Here is a 21,591-nt window from a genome sequence, read left to right on the forward strand (position 1 = left end):
TGTAACAGTAAGTGCGCCGTCGATACTGACGGTACGAGGATTGTCGAATGTCCCCTTAATGAGAGGCTGAGTGCAATTGCCGGAGCCATCCATTATATTGCAGTTATCTATGTAGAGCATGTTCGAGCCGGTTTCAGAAGACCCGGCGTTATGGCCGATGAACACATTGCCGTTTCCGGTATAGTTGTTTTGTCCGGCCAGGGCTCCGACGAAAGTGTTCCAGCTCCCATGGTTATAGTAACCGGCACTTTCTCCAAGGAAGACGTCATAGCCTCCGGCGGCACTGCTGAATCCGGCATTGACACCGACGAAGGTATTTTGAGAACCTTCGTGGTTGCCCAACCCTGCTTGATATCCTAGAAAAACATTGTCTTCGCCGGAGGTGATGTCGCGCCCGGCTTCAGATCCGACGAAAGTGTTGTAGTTAGCAGAGCTATTACCGTAGCCGGCTTCAGCCCCTATGAACGTGTTGTAGTTACCATTCACCTGAATACCAACGTTGTAGCCGACATAGGTGTTCCATTGACCTGAGGTACACCAGCGGCCGGAATAAGCCCCCATAAATGTATCATAGTTACAGGTATCACAGAATTCACCTGCGTTGTCTCCAATGATGGTATTATTGTTGCCATAGGCACTTGCCGACAGGACAAAAAGTACAGAAAACAAGACCGCCGAGATTCTCCTTGACTTCATTTCTCTCCTCCTTTGATGTGTGTTATTCCATAAAGTCTGCATCGATAGATTGTCAAGTTCTATCCCCAGACTACAAATAAGAAAGCCGAGCATACCAAAGGTCTTTCACCCTTCGGCAGCTCAGCCATCTTTTGTTAGATCCGCCGCTTTCCGCCCCTCCTCACGAAGAAATTGGCTTTGTCGGGATCCTCTTTTGATTACATCGTACCAAAGAAAAGCCATCTGTCAAGTTGAAACTTTCGGCAACAGAATTACTAATCAGTACATAGGTAAGAGAGCATTGAATAAAAATCTCCCCTAACCCCTCTTTGCCAAAGAGGGGTATATATGAATGCCTCCCTTCAGCAAAGGGAGGAGGGGAGGGATTTTATGATGTTCTCATACTTTCGAACTCTTAGTAATGGAGTTATTGAGGTGGGACCCTCATCATGCCGATCTTTCGGAAACCCGCAATAGTTTCGAGCAGCAATAGGGTAATTGGGGTAATTGGGGACACACCCCTATTTATTGACATAGACGAGGGCTTTCTGTAAGCTGTTTTCATGGCGAGAATTGGTAGGGCAGTTGCAATAGGATTCCCCCACCACATAGTGCAGAGGGGAAACAATCGGGAGAATGTTTTCTTTGCCGAAGAAGATAGGGAGAAATACTTGAAGTTAGTCAGGAATTATTCTCAGAGACGGGATACTCCTGTGCTCGCCTATTGTCTTATGAACAATCATGTGCATTTACTGGCCCGCCCTAAGAGTGATATATCCATGTACAAGATGATGCAAGGTATTACTCTATGTTAAACGCAGCACAGTAACAGGAAATACAATAGAACGGGCAGGTTATGGGAAAGCCGGTATCATTCCTGCATAGTGGATAAGGAGAAGTACTTATGGGCAGTGGCCCGGTACATCGAGCAGAATCCGGTACGGACGGGGATGGTAAAGAGGGCGGAGAATTATCCATTTTCAAGTGCAAGGTCTCATATGACAGGCAAAAGGGACGAGATATTGAGGGAAGAACTCTTTGAGGAGAGGCAGAGAGGAGATTATCGAGAAATGCTGCGTACGAGCCTTTCTAAAGAAGAGATGCAGGGAATCAGAGATTCAACGAAAACCGGCAGGCCCTATGGTTTAAGAAGGTTCATAGAAACTATGGAGAAGAAACTTCAGAAGAGGTTTATTCTAAGGTCACCGGGAAGACCGAAGAAAGGAAAAGAGAAATAGGGAATGTGTCCCCTATTAACCCCCTATTAACCTGTCCCCTATTATGGAAAGCGAGAATGCTACTAAGAGCTTCGGGATGAGAATTATCTTTGTGAGTGTCATAACTGATTTGTACGTATTGAGTTCCTCTCTCACATCATCGACTACCCTCGCCACTTTCAGTTCGTTTGCTCATCTCTTCACATCGCCCACTTGTATATCTGTATCACGTCATTGAGTGAAGGACAACGGGGGTTGGTCAAGCCGCAAGCGTCTTTCTGCGCATTTTCTGCCATAATCTTCAAGTCCGCCTCCTTCACACCCAATTCCTTTAGTCCACTCGGAATGCCGACATCTTTCGAGAGAGTTTTGATAGCATCCAAAGCTTTCTCCGCCGCTGCACGTGGTGCCAGGCCATCAACGTATTCACCCATTGCCAAGGCGACATTTACAAAACGGTCCATCTTTGCAATCAAGTTAAAACGCTCGACAGCGGGCAAAAGTATGGCATTGCATACGCCGTGAGGGAGATCATAGAAGCCACCTAGCTGATGAGCCATCGCGTGGACATGCCCCAAGCTAGCGTTATTAAAAGCCATTCCGCCGAGATATTCAGCATATGCCATCCCATCACGCGCAACCATGTCACCGCCGTTTGCCACCGCAGCCCTCAGGTGTTGTGCAATTAATTCAATCGCCTTTATCGCACAGGCGTCCGTCACGGGCGTGGCGATAGTAGAAACATAGGCTTCTACCGCGTGGGTTAGCGCATCCATGCCAGTCGCTGCAGTTAATGACGGAGGCATTCCTGCCATCAGTAGGGGATCATTGATAGCAACATTCGGAGTCACTCTCCAGTCAACAATAGCCATCTTTATCTTACGTCTCGTATCCGTGATGATGCAGAACCTGGTCATTTCGCTCGCGGTCCCCGCAGTCGTATTGATCGCAATAAACGGCGGCATTGGCTTGGCAGATCTATCGATGCCCTCGTAGTCATGGATTTTCCCGCCGTTTCTCGCCAATATCCCCACTGCCTTGCCACAGTCATGAGGACTACCACCGCCCAGGGAAATGATACTGTCGCAGCCATTCTTTTTGTAAACTTCCAGGCCATCGTGGGCGTTCTTGTCCGTTGGATTTGGAATTGTCTTATCGAAAATAACCACCTCTGCCTGTGCGTCCTTACGGACTATGTCGGCGATCTTCTCAGCTATGCCCGCCTTCACAATACCCTTGTCGGTGACAATGAGCGGCTTCTTACAGCCAAGCATCTTGACACGTTCACCTGTTTGTTTGTGCGCACCGATACCCATCAGCGTAACAGTGGGAATGTAAAACCCAAATACCTGTTCTCCTACTGCCATATGTGCCTCCTTTTTGCCGGATGTTTAATAGAAGCCCTAAAACAGGGCATGGAACCTCTTGACTTCTTCAGTGACAGAGTAACGCTCCAACTATCAATGGCGTCGTGACGTGCTCTTTTCATTACTCTTGCCCCTTGGTTCATTCCTTATAATTGGAAACAAAAGAACCGAACTTGCCAAAGGGGTCTTCCTTCGGCAGCTCAGCCATCTTTTGTTAGATCCGCCGCTTTCGCCCCTCCTTACGAAGAGATTGGCTTTGTCGGGATCGTCTTATGATTACATCGTACCAAAGGAAAGCCATCTGTCAAGTTGAAACTTTCGGCAACAGAATTAATGGAGTTATTGAGTTGGGACCTCCTCATCATGCTGATCTTTCGGAAACCCGCAATAGTTTCGAGCAGCAATACCGTAACTCTCGATTCGTCGGTGCAATCGAGATTGCAAGACCGTCGTGTGAGTGATGTATGGAACGCACATGTTTCGGATGTAAGATATCTTCCGCAATGTGCTCCCTTCGGGCATGAATTACCAACAAAATGCACGCCCCTAGCTCGCCGCACGTGCTGAATCCGAAGAAAGGAGATCCTCCCATCTCAATGTTGTTAACTGCCATGAGCCAAGGACTTCTTGAATACATTCCCCACGGTTGTTCCGATAGCTGTTCCGATGATGGCCCCGGCAACAAAATCCGAAAACCAGTGGATTGTCATTGAAACGCCGACACCTATGTAAAGAGCATAGGGCAAAGCAACACATCGCACCGTTTTGCTCCTCGGATAGAGTGTCCATAGAGCTGCTGACATCGCGCATGCAACGGTGGCATGTGACGATGGCCAGCCGAAGAAGACCCCTCCCTTTAAGAATCCGAAATGAAACTCTCGGCTGGTATCAACGAGTGTGAGGGCGGAGCGTCTTAACCCTGGCCTTCCCGTGAATGCCTTGTACGCCGAGGATATGAGAACGCCGATGACGGCTGCCTGCGCCGTCGAATAGGCGGTACAGATTGCACGCAGATCCTTACGGACGACGCCGACGATATATAAGGCGACGGGGAATAGTATCGGTGCGCGCCAGCCCAAGATAACAGCGGGAAAAAGATACGGGGCAAGAGGCCTGGTCACCGTGAAATATGTCCAATCCAAGCCGGAACTCACCATGAACAGCGTGGCGCCGATCGCAACAAGATGCCAGAGAACGTTGCGCCCGCAGAAGGACCGGAGAATATTGCTCGGCAGTGTGGAAAAGAAATCTCGCGTCAGTTCGTGTTTCTTATCAGATGCCACTGGCAGCGTGTCGGAGGGAAGCTACCGTGGCGCTCTACCGGGACAAATGCCCTCTTTTTCTCGTGATCTCATAAGTCCTCCTCATAGGTGCAATCGGTAAGCACCGTCCTCTGCGAGCTGCCCCACATCAATGAGGGCACTCGGGTGCGTCATGCGGATTCGTGAATGCATGGGGTCCCTCAAGTACACTCTTTTCACATCGGCGGTGTCAATCTTTTCGTCCACGCAACGAGGTTCTCCAGCAGTTGACGTATGAGCTCTCTTGTTTTCTGGTCTGTGACCCTTCCCTCTTTATCAATCTTCTCCTGTGCATTGGCGACCATGACCTCGGGCTGATTCAGCGCAAAACAGCTCAGGAAGACGAAGCATTGCCGCAGATGGTACTGGGCCCTCGCAGTGCCTATCGTGCCAACAGAGGCTCCCATGACGGCCACCGGTTTATGTGCGAATGCATTGTCTCCATACGGCCTTGAGGCACAGTCCATAGCGTTCTTCAGGACGCCCGGTATTGAGTAGTTATACTCAGGCGTAGCGATGAGAATAGCATCGGCATCCCGAATCTTTGCCTTGAACTCTTTCACCTTCTCCACGGGTTCCTGTTCCAGGTCCTGGTTAAACGGAGGGATGCCTTCCAGATCAAAAATCTCAAGTTCGACATTTTCCGGAACAAGCTCCCGAGCCGCCCTCAGGAGAGCCTTGTTGAAAGAATCCCTGCGCAAGCTGCCTGCAAATCCGAGAATCTTGAAAACCTTCCCCATTATGATCTACCTCCTCATCCGCCTTCTTTCGCAACGGCGGTCAACAACTGACACTGCGCTCAGGCCCGATGTTTGATAAAAGCGTCTTTTTTCAAACTCCTCAAATGCTATCCGCAATTCCTCCTGAGTCATCATGGAACCCCTCTTTCCATTTTATCAGCTTTTCAGCGTATATCAAGCAACTATGAACACCGGTGCTGCTCGGACAGAGAATTCACGGTAACGTTGCAAACGATTGCAAGGAAGGCATGGATCGAAGCCCTGTACAGGCGATGAGATTCCGGCAATGAGGTACTTCGATGACTTCACCGAAAGTGATCTCCCGCATTGAGCATACGGCGGCAGTCGTCAACCGTCAAAGGTATCACGATACAAGGCTTCTCACCATACCTGCCTTCCCGAACAAGATAGTTTTATGCAACTGGAAGGTTCATCCAAAGTCATGCCGGGAACCTTCATCCGCTCATAACAGCGACAGATACCCGTCGGGAGACAGGCTGGTGGCAAGCATCACCATATTGATTTCGCGATGCTCTGCCCAACTGCCGGATTCTCGATTATGTTGCTCAAGCCAAAATCCATTGATCTGCTCAATCAGATGGGCATACTCCCTGATGCTTCGAATATGAGAAGAGACATCACGGTTGTTGCCGAAGAAATCTCGGTATTGACCGATCAACCCTTGAAGTCTCTGGATCGCCTGTAATCCGATGGACAACCCGAACTCCCGGAATGCCAGCCGGTAATCAGCGGGGAGATTCAAGGGTGAGTGTCCCGCAAAGTGCTCCAGACCCGCCACTGAATCATGCAAAACAGTCTCGAGGAGATCGGGCCGTATGAAGCTGCCTGAAACAATCAACCCTGCCATCCTGTAAGCTGCAACCAGGAGACCGCCAATGCCGAGAGGGTCATCGGTGGTCCAGTCCCTCCCCTCACAAACAACGGCCATGTCGGCAATCTCCGCGCCGAGATCAGGCGATGCCGAACGCCCGAAATAGTTCTCCGCAGTCGCCCGGAGCTCGCTGTACGTGACCACTCCGTCAAGAGGATCGTGATGACCCATGGACGATACAAGCGGATACGATAGATCAATGCTCATTTTCCAGTACAGACGTTTCCCCCCTCTGCGAGGCAGGGTGTACGTGAACTTTCCATGGGCTGTTTTTGCGAGCTCTATGGCCCACCTGTTGAAGGTCGAATCTCCGGTAACCCTGCTCACGGAGGCGAGTGCATGCATCCATTGAGTCAGGTAATGATAATACTGTCCGTCCCGGTCCCATTCCAGACGCTCATCAAAGGGTTCACCGGGCCGCCGCTCGCCCATCTCTTTGCCGATCCGCAGTCCCCCTTTTGTAGGGTGTCTGCGGCCTTCCTCTTCAGAGAGCCCGCTGATCCAGCCGGTGCGGGGATCATCTCTGCGATGGCGGCCCAGTGTTGCATGCACCTGATGGACGAGAAGCATGGCGAGATCCTTGTAGTGCTCGTCATTCGTCTGGCGGTAGAGCCCAAGGAAATTGCAGACTGCATAGGCATCAGTCCATAGGTATCGCCTTGGAGGGAACCTCACCGGCGAGAGACCCGTCAGTTTCGCAAATTCGATCATTATTTCGGCAACCACAGAGCTCCCTTCCATCTATAATAATAGGAGAGGGCACAACATTCAAGAAATGAAAGGCCATATCCTCTTAGAAGGCGGTGCAGAGTTCGGCGGGCGAATGGAAGAGCCGGACAAGCGTGCCCTGGAGCTGGCGGGCGGCCTCGATGCTCAGGTCAGTATCATCCCCACCGCTGCTGTTCCCGACCATAATCACAGACGGGCAGGTCAATCAGGAGTTCGTTGGTTTCAACGTCTGGGTGCAACACGCGTAACTTCACTGCCCCTTATCGATCGGGCATCGGCCGATCAATCTGCGCTGGCGAGTGCTTTGCGCCGGTCTCGGCTCATTTATATCCTGGGCGGCTTCCCGCGCTATCTTGCTCAAACGCTCGCCGGCACGTCCAGTTGGCGAGCCATTCTTGAGGCATACGCCACGGGAGCGGTGATCGGCGGCAGCAGCGCCGGGGCGATGATCTTATGCGGGCACTACTACGATCCCGATACGGAGAGGATTGCTGAGGGACTGAATGTCGTTCCCCGGGCATACCTCATTCCCCATCATGATACCTTTGGGAAGGGCTGGGCACCTTCTCTGGTTCCCTCTCTTCCGGACGCCGTCTTTGTCGGCGTTGACGAACAGACCGGACTGATCGATGATGGTGCCGAAGGTGAATGGACCATTTATGGAAAGGGCCTGGTAACAATCTACAGAGGCGGAAAGACCAGGACCCACCGCTCAGGCGAGACGCTTTCTCTCTGATATACAAGATTCTGGTGTTCACAGAGGGAAAAGCCGCCTGCTGCCGTTCTTCGGTTCAGGACAGGTGAAAGTGGCTGGAGGTATCGCTACAAAAGGCCTTTCAGCATGCCTGCCTTCCCGGAAGATTGTGTTTTATACAACGATAAAGTTAACTCTTCGGCAGCATCGATGAAACATTAAAGAACAACAGCTCCCCCAAATATTTGAATGCCGATACCCATCTGCGGGCATCCTCATTGCCTGCCTCAGCCTCCGGGAGAACATCCCGGTACGTTGTGTTCGCAATTTTGTAATAGATGTTCTGGCTCCGCCAGTAATCGACTTCGACGGGTAGTAATCTCAATATCTCCAGTTCCTCTTGGACCCTCTGAAGGAAAGCCGGATCCGACGGATTTGCAGACAGTGTCTCCATCATCCCCTCGAGTCTCGTTCTTGCCAAGAACTGAATGGCCGTAGAATCCGCTGACACGTCCCATTTCCTCATGGTACTGATCATATTCTGTATTTTGTCAATATCAGGTTTCTCATCCCGCAAGATCTCCTGAATATCATCATCAACGGTGACCTCTGCGGCGACGCGAAAGGCTCTCGGAATGGGTACTCCTTCCTCCAACAGAGAGGCCATGAGGACACGATTGTTTTCGTAAATAGTCCTGTAGGTATCAACGAAACCTTCTACGGGCCTGCTGACGAGAAGGTTTAGAATCTTGCGCTGCTCATCTCTGAAGAGATCCCTTAGGGAATAGTTGTGCATTCCGAAATGCCTGTCCATAAGCCTTATCATGTCGGCAAAATCACCTCGTTCAAAGGCCTGAACCATCTCATCCCTCATCCTTTGATAATGATCGAATCCGATAAAGGCACGGACGCCTCCATTTATGGCCTGATTGCCGAGGTGAAGGACGCAGAAGCTGATGAGCTCGGACTCCCTCGTGATTGTTGATTCGACAAGAACATTCCCGGTGGCAAATTTTGTCCTGCCTGACTCAAACCGTTGATAATCCCTTTTTCTCATGCGGTAACAGTAGATGTCCGTCTCATCTCCATAGTCTTCGAAAAAAGAACTCATTGCGTAGTGCATCGCAACTTTTCTCAGGTCAATCAACTCTTTCTTTGCGAATTTCACATATATCTGCCGGCCATTGCCGTGCTCTGGCAAATTACTTTTGGCATGGGTGACCCTCGCGAGAAAGGCATTCTCAAGGGCCTCGCCAAAGAGGTCTTCTGATAACTGTATGGCCCTGCAGGCATACTGCATCACTTTGATCGTTTCGAGTCCTGAAAGCTCATCAAAAAACCATCCGCAGCTCGTGTACATCAACATCAAATGTCTGTGGATTTCAAGGAACTTAAGCAAAAAGACTATCTCGTCTCTCCCTAATTTCCTTCCTCCATGATGCTCCATAAACCGTTCAACATGCTCCCAGGACCGGTTGAGGACAATATCAATATACTCATCCCTGGCCTGCCAGGGTTTCCTGAAGAACTTCTTTACACTGTTTTCATATCTGAAAGACAGCTGGTCTCTAAGCCAATCGAGAGAATCGCGCAAAGGTTTCCTCCACTCCTGATCCCATTCAGGGCGTCCGCCGGAATTGCATCCGCAGTTGGTCCTCCAGCGTTCGACACCATGGATACAGCTCCAGGAACTGTTCTCAACGATTTGAACCTCGTGAGTCGGAGGAAACTTATCAAGATATTCGCCATAGTTGGTAAGCCGTGCCAACCCATTGGATTCTATGTAATTGAGGGCATAGGAGACCGCCATATCTCCAAACTTGTGATGATGCCCATACGTTTCCCCGTCAGTGGCGATGTTGAGAATCTGCGGCCACTGCCTGCGGTCGGAAAAACCCGACAGGAGACGGTCGGCAAGATCCTCTCCCCTTTCGAGTATCTTTTCAAAAGCCACCGCATGGGATATGGGTCCGTCATAAAAAAAGACATTCAGTCTCCGTCCCGACGGAAGTTTCAGGAGATATGCCCTCGTGGGGTCGATGATACCTCCGCTGACGCTTTTCCACTTTCCTGTGCCAATCCTCCTTACCCTGAGGGCTTGATGAGGAGCAAGGATCGTAAACCTTATTCCCTGTTCCGCAAGGATCTTCAGCGTCTCCATGTCTACCGCGGTTTCGGAAAGCCACATGCCCTCAGGGAAACGCTTGAACCGGTACTCAAAATCCCTTATGCCCCATATTACCTGCGTCCGCTTATCCCGGCTATTGGCAAGGGGCATGATCATATGATTATAGACCTGCGCAATTGCATTGCCGTGACCAGAACGCAATTTCATGCCCTGCCGGTCTCCTTCGAGAATGGAATGATATACTTCAGGAGCGCATGTCTCCATCCAGGAAAGCACGGTAGGCCCGAAATTAAAGCTTATCCTGGCATAGTTATTCACAAGATCAATGATGCGGTTTTCGCCATCAAGGATGCGTGACGCGGAATTGGGAGCATAGCACTCGGACGTCACCCTCTCATTCCAGTCATGGAAGGGATGGGCCGAGTCCTGGATCTCTACCGCCTCAAGCCAGGGGTTTTCTCGCGGCGGCTGGTAGAAATGGCCGTGAATGCAGATATAGCGTTCCATAAAGAGCTCTTCCCCTTGTAATTCTCGCCCGGCCTATAATAGGGTATCTCTTACCAGCAATCTGAGTTCTTCAAGCATCTGTTTCCTGTCTTCTTCAGAAACATAGGGGACGGACGAAAAATATTTATGCCCGATGACTTCCATACCGCTAAAGCGAAATATCGCCGTATCCATTGACATATTCATCATCTCGAAAGCTCCCATCCTGTCATAATCTTCTCTGGACGCACCTGTCGTGCTTACTATGAACGCCTTCTTGCCTTTGAGTAATCCTATAACTCCATCGGTCGTTATGTCATAGGCAAATTTCAAGGAAAAGACCCTGTCAATATAGCCCTTTAACATTGCCGGCATTGATGACCACCAAATCGGAAATACAAACAAAAGGGTATCTGCCGAGCGGATATGGTCCTGTTCCCTCTTAATATCCTGGGGCACAGCACCGTTTTGAATGGCCGTCAGATCGTCCCGTGAAAGGATGGGGTTGAACTTCATGCCATAGAGGTCTCTTACTTCAAAATCCCTCTTGCCCTTCCCTAATTCATCCGAGATCGTTTCCATGATCGCATGGTTGAAACTGGCAGTATCGGGATGTGCGTAAATGATCAAATATTTCATCTCCATGTCTCCTTTCTCGTATGCTGAAACCCTGCCTTTATTCTCTTCAGGATAACAAAAAAGGCCTCTTCGTGCCAGGTCCTCACAGGGTCTCTCATTCCGGTTTGAATCTCCTCAGGGCTTTCTACTCGGCAAGGGAAAAAAACGGGGCTTGAAGATGTCCGTTTTCACACTTGCGGCATACCTTTGCATTTTATGCCCTTTTGGACATTTTTGGTTACACTTTGGCTACAGCCTTGATTTTTATATACTCATGAGTATAATACTCTAAAGTATATCTTTTGAGGATGAGATGGAATTCATAAACAGAAAAAAAGAGCTGACCTTTCTCGAAGAGAAATGGCGGCACCCAAAGGCGCAGCTCATAGTCCTATGGGGAAAGCGCCGTGTCGGAAAGACTGAGCTCGTAAAGCAGTTCGTAAAGGACAAGCCTCACGTTTACTTCCTTTCCGAAAGTGTCAACGAGGTCGAGCAACTGAGAAGATTCTCAAACTCAATCGGCAGTCATTTCAACGAGTCCCTGCTTCAAACGAGGGGATTTGCAGACTGGGAGGAAGGTTTTCGCTACATCAGGGACGAGAAACAGAGGTTTGTCTTCGCTATCGATGAATTCCCGTACCTTATAGAATCGAACCGGGCAATCCCCTCCATCTTCCAGAAGGGATGGGATGAATACCTCTCCAAAAGCAATGTTTTTCTTATCCTTCTCGGCTCAAGCATATCCATGATGGAGACCGAGGTCCTCGGTTACAGAGCACCGCTTTACGGCAGAAGGACAGGCCAGTGGAGGGTTGACCCTATAACGTTCGAACAGGCAGGCAGATTCAGGAAAGGGAAGCCCTTTGAAGACAGGCTTATGCATTATGCCGTTGCCGGCGGAATTCCGGCCTACTGGCTTCAGTTTTCAAAGGAAAAAGATATCTTTAAGAATCTTAAGGACCATGTACTCAAAAAGGGCGAGATGCTTTATGAAGAGGTGGAGCTTATCCTCAAGGAGGAACTCAGGGAGCCGCGTTATTATTTTGCCCTCCTTCAGGCCATTTCGCAGGGGAAAAGGAAGCTCTCGGAGATTGTGAACGCGACCGGTATAACACAGCCTATGGCGAATAAATACCTTGGGGTCCTTTCCGATCTCAAGATTGTGGAAAGAGAGCTTCCTGTCACGGAAGAAAAGCCGCTTAAAAGCAAAAAGGGTCTGTACCGGATCTCTGATGAATTCTTTCAGTTCTGGTTCCGCTTTGTCTTTCCAAGACGCGGCGAGCTTGAGATGGAGAGAATTGATGAAGTCCTTTCGGATATCAGAAAGGCGATGCCGCAGCATCTTTCCTCCGTCTATGAAAAGGTGGCAGTTGAGCTCCTCTGGAAGAATATGGATGTGTTCTTCCCCTTTACGGCAGTGGGCAGGTGGTGGGAGAGGAATGAAGAGATAGATGCGGTCAGCGTCAATCCTGATCTGAACTCAATCCTTTTCTCCGAGGTAAAGTGGAGTGAAAGACATGTGGGGCTCGACGTCTACGAGGCGCTCAAAGAAAAGGCCAAACTTGTAGAATGGCGAAAGAAGGATAGGAAAGAATATTTCTGCCTCTTTAGCAGGACAGGCTTTACGGAGGCGATGGTTAAGACCGCTTCCAAGGAAAATGTCAGCCTGTTCAAAGGCGAAGTAGTTTTATAAAACGGATAGCATCGCAGCCCATCGGTAAGCCGTCCCTGGTCCCATTGACAACGATAATATGAAACAAGTAGACTAATTTCAGAAGGTTGAATATGTCTACAACAACGGTAAGAATTCCCGAGGACAAACGGGACACACTCAAGATCATCGCCAGTGTCGAGAAAAGGGATATTAAGGAGATACTTTCCGAACTCATCGACGACTATATCGAGAGACACGAAGAAACCCTCGAAATCCTCTCTAAGCCGGGCTGGGTTGATGCAATCAATCAGGGGATCGAGGCAGCGGAGAGAGGCGAAACCGTAAGGTGGCGAAAAAAGAAGTCTGGGAGATAGACCTTACAAGACCCGCAGAAAAGGTCTATGACAAGGCTTCCACTGCCGTCAGACAAAGGCTTGATGACTGCTTCGAGAACCTTGAGGAGAATCCTTTATACGGCAATAGCATAAAAGCCCTGACAGGCAAGCTTAAAGGGCTCTATCGTTACAGAATTGGCGATTGGCGGGTCATCTACAGATTGAAGAGAGAACAGCATGTTGTCGAGATAATAGCAATACTTCCACGGGGTGATGCTTATAAGCGACTCAGCAGACAATAAGAGTATTGCGATAAAAATGCTGTTTTTCAGACTCCTCAGAACCGGGTTTAATAATATCATCAGATGTAATCATGAACATCTGATCCGTGAGGCGATGCCCAACGGATAATTCAGATGGAGGTATTTAGAAAAAACTTCAAAATCTGAGTATCTCGCCGCTGCAAAGCAGCTATAGAGCAGATTTGAAAGGGTATCCCGCTATAGAATGGCTTGCAATAAAAGAAAAAGGGCTTGCATCTCTGCAAACCCTTGTCCCTATTGGTGGCGGGGAGAGGATTTGAACCTCTGACCTTCGGGTTATGAGCCCGACGAGCTACCAGGCTGCTCCACCCCGCGAATATTTAAGACTAACTCATTACCCTTCACGTTGTCAATCTCTCGACCCTCCATGCCGGCCAAACTTGCTGAAACGATGTGTTTTAGTGCAAAATAGACGGATTCTGTAGATTTCTTATTCATGAAAGGAGTTCCATGCCTGTACGGGTTGCCGTTGTCGGTGCTGGATATCTCGGACAACACCATGCAAGGGTCTATTCGGAAATCAGGGAAGCCGAGTTGGTCGGTGTGGTCGACATTGACCTCGAAAGGGCAAGAGAAGTTGCGGCGAGATATGGTTCAAGGGCCTTTAGCAGCTATAAGGAAGTCCTTGACTCTTCAGACGCGCTGAGCATTGTTGTACCGACGACATCCCATTACGAAGTAGCGCTGGACTGTATCAGGGCTGGCAAGGACGTCCTTGTGGAAAAACCGATGACAGTCACCTTAGAGCAGGCCGACGCGTTGATCAGGGAAGCAAAAAGGACCGGCCACATCCTCCAGGTAGGCCACCTTGAACGATACAATCCTGGTGTCATCGCCCTCTCGACGATGATCGTGAAACCACGCTTTATTGAAGCCTTGCGGGTCTCCCCCTTCCTCAGCAGGGCAGCCGATGTGGACGTCACTCTCGACCTCATGATACACGACATCGACGTCATCCTTAGCCTCGTTCCCTCACCGATAAAGACACTCCATGCCACGGGCTTCTCCTTCATAACCGAAAAGATTGATGATGCGCGGGCATGGATCGAGTTCGAAAACGGTACGGTAGCGATCCTTACGTCGAGTCGGATGGCCCGGGACAAGGAGAGGAAACTGAAGGTCTTCCAAGAGGATTCCTACCTTGAATTGGATTACCAGAAGACGGAGATCCGGCGGTATTACCACCCCTCCTGCGGAAGGGCCCATACCGTCACTCCCGATCCGTCCCTTTGCGGTCTAAAACTTGAGGTCCGCAGTGAATCCGTCCCGGGATGCAGTGTGGACACCATCAAGCCTGAGTACATGGAGCCTCTCAAGAAAGAACTGACGGACTTTATCCATTGCATTGTGAACGGAGAAAGGCCGAAGGTCTCGGGGACTGAAGGCAGGGATGCATTGAACGTGGCACTCGAAATAAATTCGTTGATGAGGTGATCGGTCAGATGATACCCATGGTGGACTTAAGCAGGCAGTTTGCGGAGATCAGAGAAGAGGTATTCGAGATGATGAGCGGGATTCTCGAGAGTTCCCAGTATATTCTCGGCCCGAGAGTACAGGAATTCGAGAAAAAGGTGGCTCATTATGTCGGGGCGGCCGATGCCCTGGGCGTCGCTTCAGGGACGGATGCCCTTCATCTCTCTGTCAAGGCCCTGGATATCGGTGAAGGAGATGAAGTCATCACCACCCCCTTTACGTTCTTCGCCACTGCCGAGGCGATCATCTACACCGGTGCGCGACCGGTGTTCGTCGATATCGATATCGAGACCTTCGCCATAGATTGCAGCAAGATAGAAGAGAAGATAACGCCCCGGACAAAGGCAATCCTTCCGGTCCATCTTTTCGGCCATTCTGCGGACATGGAAGGCATTATGGGAATCGCGGGGAAGTATAACCTCTCTGTCATCGAGGACTGCGCCCAGGCCTTCGGCGCTGAAGCACGGGGGAAGAAGGTCGGGAGCCTCGGGGATGCGGGATGTTTTAGCTTCTATCCGAGCAAGAATCTCGGCGCCTGTGGTGACGGAGGCATGATTACCCTGAAGGGCACGAAGCTCTCCGATATTCTCAGGAGCCTGAGGAATCACGGCTCCAAAGGTTCATACATCCATGATTCAGTCGGTTTCAACAGCAGACTCGATGAGATGCAGGCAGGCATTCTCCTGGTAAAATTGAAGAAGATAGACGAATACAACAGGGCGAGGAGGCGTAACGCCTCGCTCTACCGCGATCTGCTCTGCGATGCCGTCCGTTGTCCCGTAGAAAAGGACGGCTTCTATCATGTCTATAATCAGTATACGATCCTCTCGGCAAGGCGTGATGAGATCCGGAAGAGACTGCAGGAGCATTCGGTATCCTCGGTCGTTTATTACCCGAAACCTCTTCACCTTCAGAAGGCCCTCAGTTTCCTCGGCCACAGGGAGGGGGATTTTCCGCGTGCCGAACAGGCATCGCGTGAGGTCTTGTCCCTGCCCATGTATCCTGAGCTTGAGGGGTCCGCCATAACGGAGATCGCCGAGATCATACGAGGGACCTTCCGGTGATCCGTTATGCCTGCGGCAAGAGGAGAATACTCGGCTCGTGGTGTACGGTCCTTTCGTGACCTTTCCACTTCATGCGGCATGAAGACCGTGATGATCGTCGCAGGGGAAAGTTCCGGCGAGTGGTATGGCTCGCTCCTTACAAAGGAACTGAAGGACCTTTGGCCGGACATCAGGGTCCTGGGTATCGGAGGCGAGAGGATGAAGGATGCGGGGGTCGAGATACTTTCAGGGATATCGAGCGGACTCGGCATAACAGAACTCCTTCCGTCGCTCAAGAGAATCCGGGACTCTTTTAGCATTGCCTCAAAGGCCCTCGCCGAAATGAAACCCGACGTCCTTGTCCTCATTGATTATCCGGATTTCAATTTCAGGCTCGGCAGGGTAGCAAAGAGGCTCGGCATCAAGGTGCTCTACTATGTGAGCCCCCAGGTCTGGGTCTGGAGAAAGGGAAGAGTGAAGACCATGGGGGAGATCGCGGACAGGGTCTCTGTGATACTTCCCTTTGAAGAGGAGATCTATAGAAAGGCCGGTATACCCTGTGAATTTGTCGGCCATCCTGCCATGGAGGAGCTTGAGCTGTCCGATGCCCGGAATCTCAAGACAGAAATAAGCAGGGGGCACGGGGCATTGAGGGTCGCCCTTCTTCCGGGTTCACGGCCGAATGAATTGAAGGCCCTCCTGCCTGTATTCATTAACCTCGTGAGAAGATGCAAAGGAGAATTTCGCGACCCCCGGTTTACGCTCCCCCTTGCACCCAACCTAGAGATCGAGCGGTTCCGTTCCGATCTCACACTTCTTGAAGAAGAGGGAGTCAGGATTGTTAAGGGTGACGTCCTCAAGTGCCTCTCTTCCTCGGATGCGGCTGTGATCGCTTCAGGTACGGCAACGCTCCAGGCAGCTCTCCTCGGCGTCCCTTCCGTTGTGGTATATAAAGTCTCTCTTTTAACATACATCATGGGCAAGATTATTCTTAATACGAAGTTCATATCCCTCATAAATATCATGTCAGGTGAGGAAGTCCTTCGGGAACTGATCCAGCGCAAGGCGAATGCTGAGGATATCCTGACAGAACTGAAGAGGATACTCTCTGATGAGCGTCACAGGACGAAGATGGTCTCCTCCATGAAAAGGGTGAGGGAAGCCTTTGCCGGCAGGCAGCCCTCACGGAGAGTCGCCCTGACAATAGGCGAGATGACCGGTTGGGGTCTCGGAGAGTCCGAAGGTTCTTCAGGAGGTCACTGATGGAGGCTCTCAAGAAGATTTTGATCCTCGTGAAACCTTACTGGACGCGTATCGTCCTCGCGGCCCTCTTCGGCCTTGTCGTCTCGGGGCTGAACGGCGCACTGGCCTGGCTCATCAAACCTGCGGTCGACCAGGTATTCGTCGAGCGGAACTTGACATCCATCATGCTTGTCAGTTTCGGCATTATGGGCTCCTTTGTCGGGAGGGGTGTTTTCGAATTTCTCCAATCCTATCTCATGATGTCGGCCGGCGCAAAGGTGGTGAGGGACATACGGGACAGGATGTTCCATCACATGCTCTATCTTCCTGCGAAATTTATCAACAAGGATTCAACGGGCGCCATGGTCTCAAGAGTCATCAATGACGCCGGGGCAGTCCAGGGGGTCCTCGCATATAACGTCAAAGATCTCTTTGTCGAGACGACGACCGTCATCGTTCTGACATGCATTGCACTTGTGAGGCGCTGGGACCTCACCCTCATGTCATTGGTCGTCTTGCCTGTTGCCTTCTATTTCGTCTCGAGGTTCGGCAAGAGACTCAGGAAGGTGAGCAGCCGGACACAGGAGAAGATATCGGACATAACGGAGATGCTTGCCGAGAGCTTTACGGGCAGCAAGATCATTAAATCCTTCACCCGCGAGGAGGATGAAACGGTAAAGTTCAGGGACAAGAATCAGGACTTTTACCGCGAACTCATGCGTTCGACAAGAATCACGGAAGCCACGTCTCTCATGATGGAGTTTGTCGGCGGCACCGGCATCGGATTCGTAGTCTGGTATGGAGGGAGTCTCGTGATGAGGGGGGTGATTACTGCCGGTGATTTCTTCTCCTTTCTCGCTGCCATCTTTATGATCTATACCCCGGCCAGGAGGCTTGCCTCGGCCCATAATGTACTTCAGCAGGCAAGGGCTCCTCTTGAGAGGATTGAGGAGTTCCTTGCAGAAGAACGCGAAGTTGACGGAAAGCGCATGCTCAAGGGATTCACTGATGAGATCGTCTTTGACAACGTCTCCTTCCGCCATGAAGGCACTGATGACGACGCCGTCAGCGGGATCAGCCTCAGGGCAAAGAAGGGGGAGATCGTCGCCCTTGTGGGGAAGAGCGGCGCAGGCAAGACCACCTTAGTGGACCTCATTCCGCGATTCTCCATACCCCACGAGGGCGCCATATCTCTTGACGGAGTCGACATCTCGACCGTAACGCTCACGTCCCTCCGCTCTCTTATCGGCCTCGTGAGCCAGGACGTCATCCTCTTTAACGACACGGTAATGGCGAACATATCCTACGGGAATCCCGCCGCATCAGAGGCGGAGATAATCACTGCGGCCAGGGCAGCCTTTGCCCATGACTTCATCCTTGAACTCCCCGATGGTTACAAGACGGTGATCGGTGAGAAGGGTGTGAGGCTTTCAGGCGGCCAGAAACAGAGGCTCTCGATAGCGAGGGCTTTACTAAAGAACCCTCCGATCCTCATCCTCGATGAGGCAACATCATCCCTCGATAGCGCCTCAGAAGTCATGGTCCAGAAGGCACTGGAAAATCTCATGACGGACAGGACAGCCTTTGTCATTGCCCACAGGCTGTCCACAATTCGACGGGCAGACAGAATCTTCGTACTCGACAAAGGCAGGATCGTGGAATCAGGGACCCATGAAGAACTGCTCTCCGGAGGAGGTCTCTACAAGAAGCTCCATGACATGCAGTTTGAAGATGTCTGAGGGGTACGGCCGTGTTCTTCCTTTACAGCCTTCTTTATGGTGTCGCAGCCGTTATCCTTCTTCCCTTTGAGTATGCAAGGCGTCCTGCTCCTGTCAGGAAGAGATGGCTGAAGGAGAAATTCGGATGTGTGGACCTTCCGACGGGAACAGAAGATTCACCGTTGCTTTGGATCCATGCCGTCTCCGTCGGCGAGACACTGTCGGCCGTACCCTTCATCAAGGAAATCAAGGGGCGCTATCCCTCGATCCGTGTTGTCCTTTCGACCATAACCGATACGGGCCAAGCGGTCGCCCGTGAGAGGTTGGCGGGGGTTGCTGACGCGGTCTATCTTCCCTTTGACCTCTCCTTTTGCATCAAGCCTCTCTTCAGGAAGATAAGGCCCTCTGCCTTCATAGTGATCGAGACTGAGCTTTGGCCCAATATCTTCAGGGTTTCGAAGAAGATGGGGATACCCCTTCTGGTCATGAACGGGCGGCTCTCTGAAAAGTCCTTCAGAGGATACATGCGGATACGGTTCTTCATGAAGGCAGTCCTTGAATGTGTTGACCTCTTCTGCATGCAGGAAAAGGCATATGCTGAGAGGATAACGGCACTGGGAGCGGACGAGGGGAAGGTGATCGTGACGGGGAGCTTCAAGTTCGACACGGGTCCCCCGGGGAAGCTCCCCGAATGGGCCTGGGTGCTGAAGGGTCCGGTCATCCTCGCGGGGAGCACACACCCCGGTGAGGAGGAACTGATCCTTGGTGTTTACGAGGACTTGAGACAAGATTTCCCCGGCCTGAATCTTATAATAGCTCCGCGCCGCCCCGATCGTTTTCAAGAGGTTTACGCATTGATGAAGGCACGGGGGTTTTCCTGCAAAAAAAGGTCGGAGATCTCCGGAGTCTCTCCGGCCGAAAGCGGATTATCTCCTGGAACCATCGTCCTCCTCGACACTGTGGGAGAGCTTGCAGCGGCATATGGTATCTGCGATATCGCCATCATCGGCGGCAGTTTCATACGGCACGGCGGCCAGAATCCCCTTGAACCTGCCTTCTGGCAGAAACCCATCATCTGCGGACCGCATATGGAGAACTTTTCTTTCATTGAAGAGTTTTACCGGAAAGGGGCTGCGGAAAAGACAGAGAGAGAGGGGCTCCGTGACCTGCTGAAGGAACTGCTCGGAAACGGAGAAAAGAGAAAGACGATGGGAGAAGCGGCAAAGGCCCTCTACCGCGAAAAGGCTGGTGCAGTGAACAGGGCCATAGACGCCCTCGGCAAGATCGTTCTCTCACCTTAAGGTTGACATATACCCCAAAACTTCATACCATTTTGATAGAGGAGCCTTCGGGATAAAGATTATCAGGAAATCTGTCTTCTCACAGGGGGAAGAGACAATGACGAAAACTGCAGAAAAGATCATGGAACTGTTCAAGAGGCATGATAGGATAAAAGCGGGTATGATCTTGACTCCCGCAGAATTATCCCTCGGTTCGAGCGATTGGGAACCATCGGATTTCGCGAACCTTGATGAGGCAATAAGAGAATTGAGGAATGAGGGCTGCGTAATCGTAACACCCACAAAGGGGTTGGAACTCACTGAGGAGGGCTACAACTATCTCCTGGGTGAGGGATGAAGGCTGCCGTCGCGAAAAGATAAGAGGAAAGATCCTATCCCCACGATCCCTCTATGACCTGAATGCCCGATATATGAAGACGATCCCGACGACGACCATGACAAGGGCAGAAGCCCGAGAGAGCCTCTTCCTCAGCCATTCTCCCTTTATCGAGACGACCTTCCCGATGAGAAAGAGCGCAGGCGAGGTCCCGAGCCCGAAAAGGAAAAGGAGGAGCATTCCTCGCAGAAACCCCCTGGCTCGGCTTCCCGCCTCAACGCCAGCACCTGCTGCTGCGATAAGCGCCGTGTAGAGAAGGCCGCAGGGTATAAAGCCGAAAACCAGCCCCATCGGAAAATAGGCGCCGACTGTTCTCGCTCCAGCGATAAACGTTACAATGCGGTTCAGGAAAAGGGTAAACGAAAGGCCAGGCGCCTTCACCTTCTTCTCCTTGTTCTCCTGCCCTCCGGGCCTCAGAAATGTGAGCCAGCCGGCAGAGGCGAGTCCCACGAGGGCCATCACGATTCCGAGAGTTCCGAGGGCAAGGTACTGGAACCGTTCAAAGAGCTTCACCGAACCGACAAAGGAGCCTGTCAGCCCTGTCATGCCTCCGAGCAGACTGTAGGTCGTGACGCGGCCAAGATTATAAAGGAGGTGGGGGGCATAACTCTTCCGCTCCACACGAAGGGAATAAATCGCAACGACCGGACCGCACATGCCGATACAATGCCCGAACCCTCCGAGAAATCCGGAAAGAAAAAGCAGAACATAGAGGGAATCAGTAAGCAACGTTGAACAGGAAACTGACGTTCCCCATCTCCCGAATCTCGACGGTCGCCTGCCAGAGTCTCCTCCCGCTGGGACACTTCGGTATCACTCCCTTGCCTGAAAAGGTGGACGGACCGTTTCTCCCGAGCATGACCGCGTTCTTCCCCATATACATTCCCGGCATGGCGAGATCAAGGGTTATCACCCGGGTGCCCGATATCACCTTCCCCTCACCGATGAGCTTCACGGTAAAGGAAAGCTCCTTCATTGCCTTCACAGGCTTCGGATTGATGTCGAGAATCACTTCCATAGTGCCGATCACCTTTGAGCATGGTCCCTTGTCTATCTCACAATCCACGATCTTCTCCGCGTCGGCAGCGGCAATCGCCTGCCCCGTTCTTGCCGACGGGAACGGGGCGATGAAGAGCGCAAAAACCACAAGGCCAAAAACGGCTGCGATATGTCTCATAAAAACCTATTCACCGTAACGTTGAGTAAACCTTCCAGTTGCATAAAACTATCTTCTTCGGGAAGGCAGGTATGGTGAGAAGCCTTGTATCGCGATACCTTT

General features: G+C 51.2%; 20 protein-coding genes, 1 tRNA gene and 2 riboswitches. Of the genes, 11 read left to right on the top strand and 10 right to left on the bottom strand.

Annotation, left to right across the window (positions count from 1 at the left end; genetic code table 11):
• Positions 1–696 (bottom strand): hypothetical protein (locus VFG09_13430; protein ID HET6516157.1); only part of this gene is annotated, 696 nt, incomplete at its 3' end.
• Between the two features lie 111 nt (positions 697–807).
• Positions 808–882: riboswitch (cyclic di-GMP riboswitch) on the bottom strand.
• Positions 883–1,625: 743 nt separating this feature from the next.
• On the opposite strand from VFG09_13430, the gene VFG09_13435 reads away from it, so the two are divergent.
• Entirely contained in the window at positions 1,626–1,913 is a 288-nt protein-coding gene (locus tag VFG09_13435; protein ID HET6516158.1) for a hypothetical protein, read from the top strand.
• A gap of 179 nt (positions 1,914–2,092) precedes the next feature.
• Here VFG09_13435 and VFG09_13440 read toward each other — a convergent pair whose 3' ends face one another.
• From VFG09_13440 to VFG09_13455, 4 genes are all read right to left on the bottom strand, one after another.
• Positions 2,093–3,259, bottom strand: a complete 1,167-nt coding sequence (locus VFG09_13440) for an iron-containing alcohol dehydrogenase (GenBank protein HET6516159.1) — start codon at positions 3,257–3,259, stop codon at positions 2,093–2,095.
• Between the two features lie 191 nt (positions 3,260–3,450).
• Positions 3,451–3,524, bottom strand: a riboswitch (cyclic di-GMP riboswitch).
• A 337-nt stretch (positions 3,525–3,861) separates the two neighbouring features.
• On the bottom strand, positions 3,862–4,542 hold the full coding sequence (locus tag VFG09_13445) for a phosphatase PAP2 family protein (protein HET6516160.1): 681 nt from the start codon (positions 4,540–4,542) through the stop codon (positions 3,862–3,864).
• 194 nt (positions 4,543–4,736) lie between these two features.
• Positions 4,737–5,300, bottom strand: a complete 564-nt coding sequence (locus tag VFG09_13450; GenBank protein ID HET6516161.1) for an NAD(P)H-dependent oxidoreductase — start codon at positions 5,298–5,300, stop codon at positions 4,737–4,739.
• A gap of 463 nt (positions 5,301–5,763) precedes the next feature.
• The gene (locus VFG09_13455; protein HET6516162.1) at positions 5,764–6,918 is read right to left on the bottom strand and encodes a hypothetical protein; all 1,155 of its coding nucleotides are present in this window, start codon (positions 6,916–6,918) and stop codon (positions 5,764–5,766) included.
• 49 nt (positions 6,919–6,967) lie between these two features.
• Here VFG09_13455 and VFG09_13460 point away from each other — a divergent pair, with 49 nt between their 5' ends.
• Positions 6,968–7,657 carry a Type 1 glutamine amidotransferase-like domain-containing protein gene (locus tag VFG09_13460; GenBank protein ID HET6516163.1) on the top strand — a complete coding sequence of 230 codons (690 nt, stop codon included), beginning with the start codon at positions 6,968–6,970 and terminating at the stop codon, positions 7,655–7,657.
• Between the two features lie 148 nt (positions 7,658–7,805).
• Here VFG09_13460 and VFG09_13465 read toward each other — a convergent pair whose 3' ends face one another.
• Both VFG09_13465 and VFG09_13470 read right to left on the bottom strand, forming a co-directional pair.
• Positions 7,806–10,250, bottom strand: a complete 2,445-nt coding sequence (locus VFG09_13465; GenBank protein ID HET6516164.1) for a DUF3536 domain-containing protein — start codon at positions 10,248–10,250, stop codon at positions 7,806–7,808.
• Positions 10,251–10,283: 33 nt separating this feature from the next.
• Positions 10,284–10,868 (bottom strand): NAD(P)H-dependent oxidoreductase, encoded by a 585-nt coding sequence (locus tag VFG09_13470; GenBank protein HET6516165.1) that lies wholly within the window; start codon positions 10,866–10,868, stop codon positions 10,284–10,286.
• A gap of 292 nt (positions 10,869–11,160) precedes the next feature.
• Between VFG09_13470 and VFG09_13475 the strand changes: the two genes are divergently transcribed.
• The 3 genes from VFG09_13475 (at position 11,161) to VFG09_13485 (ending at position 13,138) form a co-directional block, all read left to right on the top strand.
• Positions 11,161–12,540, top strand: a complete 1,380-nt coding sequence (locus VFG09_13475; GenBank protein ID HET6516166.1) for an ATP-binding protein — start codon at positions 11,161–11,163, stop codon at positions 12,538–12,540.
• Between the two features lie 92 nt (positions 12,541–12,632).
• Positions 12,633–12,875, top strand: a complete 243-nt coding sequence (locus tag VFG09_13480) for a hypothetical protein (protein ID HET6516167.1) — start codon at positions 12,633–12,635, stop codon at positions 12,873–12,875.
• On the top strand, positions 12,848–13,138 hold the full coding sequence (locus tag VFG09_13485) for a type II toxin-antitoxin system RelE/ParE family toxin (GenBank protein HET6516168.1): 291 nt from the start codon (positions 12,848–12,850) through the stop codon (positions 13,136–13,138). Before VFG09_13480 ends, VFG09_13485 begins: the two co-directional genes overlap by 28 nt.
• A 259-nt stretch (positions 13,139–13,397) precedes the next feature.
• Here VFG09_13485 and VFG09_13490 read toward each other — a convergent pair.
• Positions 13,398–13,474 (bottom strand) — tRNA-Met (locus VFG09_13490).
• Positions 13,475–13,609: 135 nt separating this feature from the next.
• On the opposite strand from VFG09_13490, the gene VFG09_13495 reads away from it, so the two are divergent.
• The 6 genes from VFG09_13495 (at position 13,610) to VFG09_13520 (ending at position 20,273) form a co-directional block, all read left to right on the top strand.
• Positions 13,610–14,593 (top strand): Gfo/Idh/MocA family oxidoreductase, encoded by a 984-nt coding sequence (locus VFG09_13495; GenBank protein ID HET6516169.1) that lies wholly within the window; start codon positions 13,610–13,612, stop codon positions 14,591–14,593.
• Between the two features lie 8 nt (positions 14,594–14,601).
• On the top strand, positions 14,602–15,696 hold the full coding sequence (locus VFG09_13500) for a DegT/DnrJ/EryC1/StrS family aminotransferase (protein ID HET6516170.1): 1,095 nt from the start codon (positions 14,602–14,604) through the stop codon (positions 15,694–15,696).
• 78 nt (positions 15,697–15,774) lie between these two features.
• Positions 15,775–16,938: a lipid-A-disaccharide synthase gene (gene lpxB, locus VFG09_13505; protein ID HET6516171.1), complete on the top strand. Its 1,164-nt coding sequence runs from the start codon at positions 15,775–15,777 to the stop codon at positions 16,936–16,938.
• The gene (locus VFG09_13510) at positions 16,938–18,656 is read left to right on the top strand and encodes an ABC transporter transmembrane domain-containing protein (GenBank protein HET6516172.1); all 1,719 of its coding nucleotides are present in this window, start codon (positions 16,938–16,940) and stop codon (positions 18,654–18,656) included. The genes lpxB and VFG09_13510 overlap by 1 nt, the downstream gene beginning before the upstream one ends.
• A gap of 11 nt (positions 18,657–18,667) precedes the next feature.
• Positions 18,668–19,936 (top strand): 3-deoxy-D-manno-octulosonic acid transferase, encoded by a 1,269-nt coding sequence (locus VFG09_13515; protein HET6516173.1) that lies wholly within the window; start codon positions 18,668–18,670, stop codon positions 19,934–19,936.
• A 97-nt stretch (positions 19,937–20,033) separates the two neighbouring features.
• The gene (locus tag VFG09_13520; GenBank protein ID HET6516174.1) at positions 20,034–20,273 is read left to right on the top strand and encodes a hypothetical protein; all 240 of its coding nucleotides are present in this window, start codon (positions 20,034–20,036) and stop codon (positions 20,271–20,273) included.
• Between the two features lie 51 nt (positions 20,274–20,324).
• Here VFG09_13520 and VFG09_13525 read toward each other — a convergent pair whose 3' ends face one another.
• Both VFG09_13525 and VFG09_13530 read right to left on the bottom strand, forming a co-directional pair.
• The gene (locus VFG09_13525) at positions 20,325–21,041 is read right to left on the bottom strand and encodes a sulfite exporter TauE/SafE family protein (protein ID HET6516175.1); all 717 of its coding nucleotides are present in this window, start codon (positions 21,039–21,041) and stop codon (positions 20,325–20,327) included.
• Entirely contained in the window at positions 21,031–21,489 is a 459-nt protein-coding gene (locus VFG09_13530; GenBank protein HET6516176.1) for a hypothetical protein, read from the bottom strand. Before VFG09_13530 ends, VFG09_13525 begins: the two co-directional genes overlap by 11 nt.
• Positions 21,490–21,591 lie beyond the last annotated feature (102 nt).

It is taken from the genome of Thermodesulfovibrionales bacterium, from assembly GCA_035686305.1.
In the GTDB taxonomy this organism is placed as follows: Bacteria; Nitrospirota; Thermodesulfovibrionia; order Thermodesulfovibrionales; family UBA9159; genus DASRZP01.

Bases quoted from the DNA above. Each gene is read 5' to 3' on its own strand.
- VFG09_13500 (HET6516170.1), top strand. From the start codon at position 14,602: ATGATACCCATGGTGGACTTAAGCAGGCAGTTTGCGGAGATCAGAGAA.
- VFG09_13530 (HET6516176.1), bottom strand. From the start codon at position 21,489: ATGAGACATATCGCAGCCGTTTTTGGCCTTGTGGTTTTTGCGCTCTTC.
- VFG09_13435 (HET6516158.1), top strand. From the start codon at position 1,626: ATGGTAAAGAGGGCGGAGAATTATCCATTTTCAAGTGCAAGGTCTCAT.
- VFG09_13495 (HET6516169.1), top strand. From the start codon at position 13,610: ATGCCTGTACGGGTTGCCGTTGTCGGTGCTGGATATCTCGGACAACAC.
- lpxB (HET6516171.1), top strand. From the start codon at position 15,775: ATGAAGACCGTGATGATCGTCGCAGGGGAAAGTTCCGGCGAGTGGTAT.
- VFG09_13450 (HET6516161.1), bottom strand. From the start codon at position 5,300: ATGGGGAAGGTTTTCAAGATTCTCGGATTTGCAGGCAGCTTGCGCAGG.
- VFG09_13460 (HET6516163.1), top strand. From the start codon at position 6,968: ATGAAAGGCCATATCCTCTTAGAAGGCGGTGCAGAGTTCGGCGGGCGA.
- VFG09_13440 (HET6516159.1), bottom strand. From the start codon at position 3,259: ATGGCAGTAGGAGAACAGGTATTTGGGTTTTACATTCCCACTGTTACG.
- VFG09_13475 (HET6516166.1), top strand. From the start codon at position 11,161: ATGGAATTCATAAACAGAAAAAAAGAGCTGACCTTTCTCGAAGAGAAA.
- VFG09_13510 (HET6516172.1), top strand. From the start codon at position 16,938: ATGGAGGCTCTCAAGAAGATTTTGATCCTCGTGAAACCTTACTGGACG.
- VFG09_13470 (HET6516165.1), bottom strand. From the start codon at position 10,868: ATGAAATATTTGATCATTTACGCACATCCCGATACTGCCAGTTTCAAC.
- VFG09_13465 (HET6516164.1), bottom strand. From the start codon at position 10,250: ATGGAACGCTATATCTGCATTCACGGCCATTTCTACCAGCCGCCGCGA.
- VFG09_13520 (HET6516174.1), top strand. From the start codon at position 20,034: ATGACGAAAACTGCAGAAAAGATCATGGAACTGTTCAAGAGGCATGAT.
- VFG09_13480 (HET6516167.1), top strand. From the start codon at position 12,633: ATGTCTACAACAACGGTAAGAATTCCCGAGGACAAACGGGACACACTC.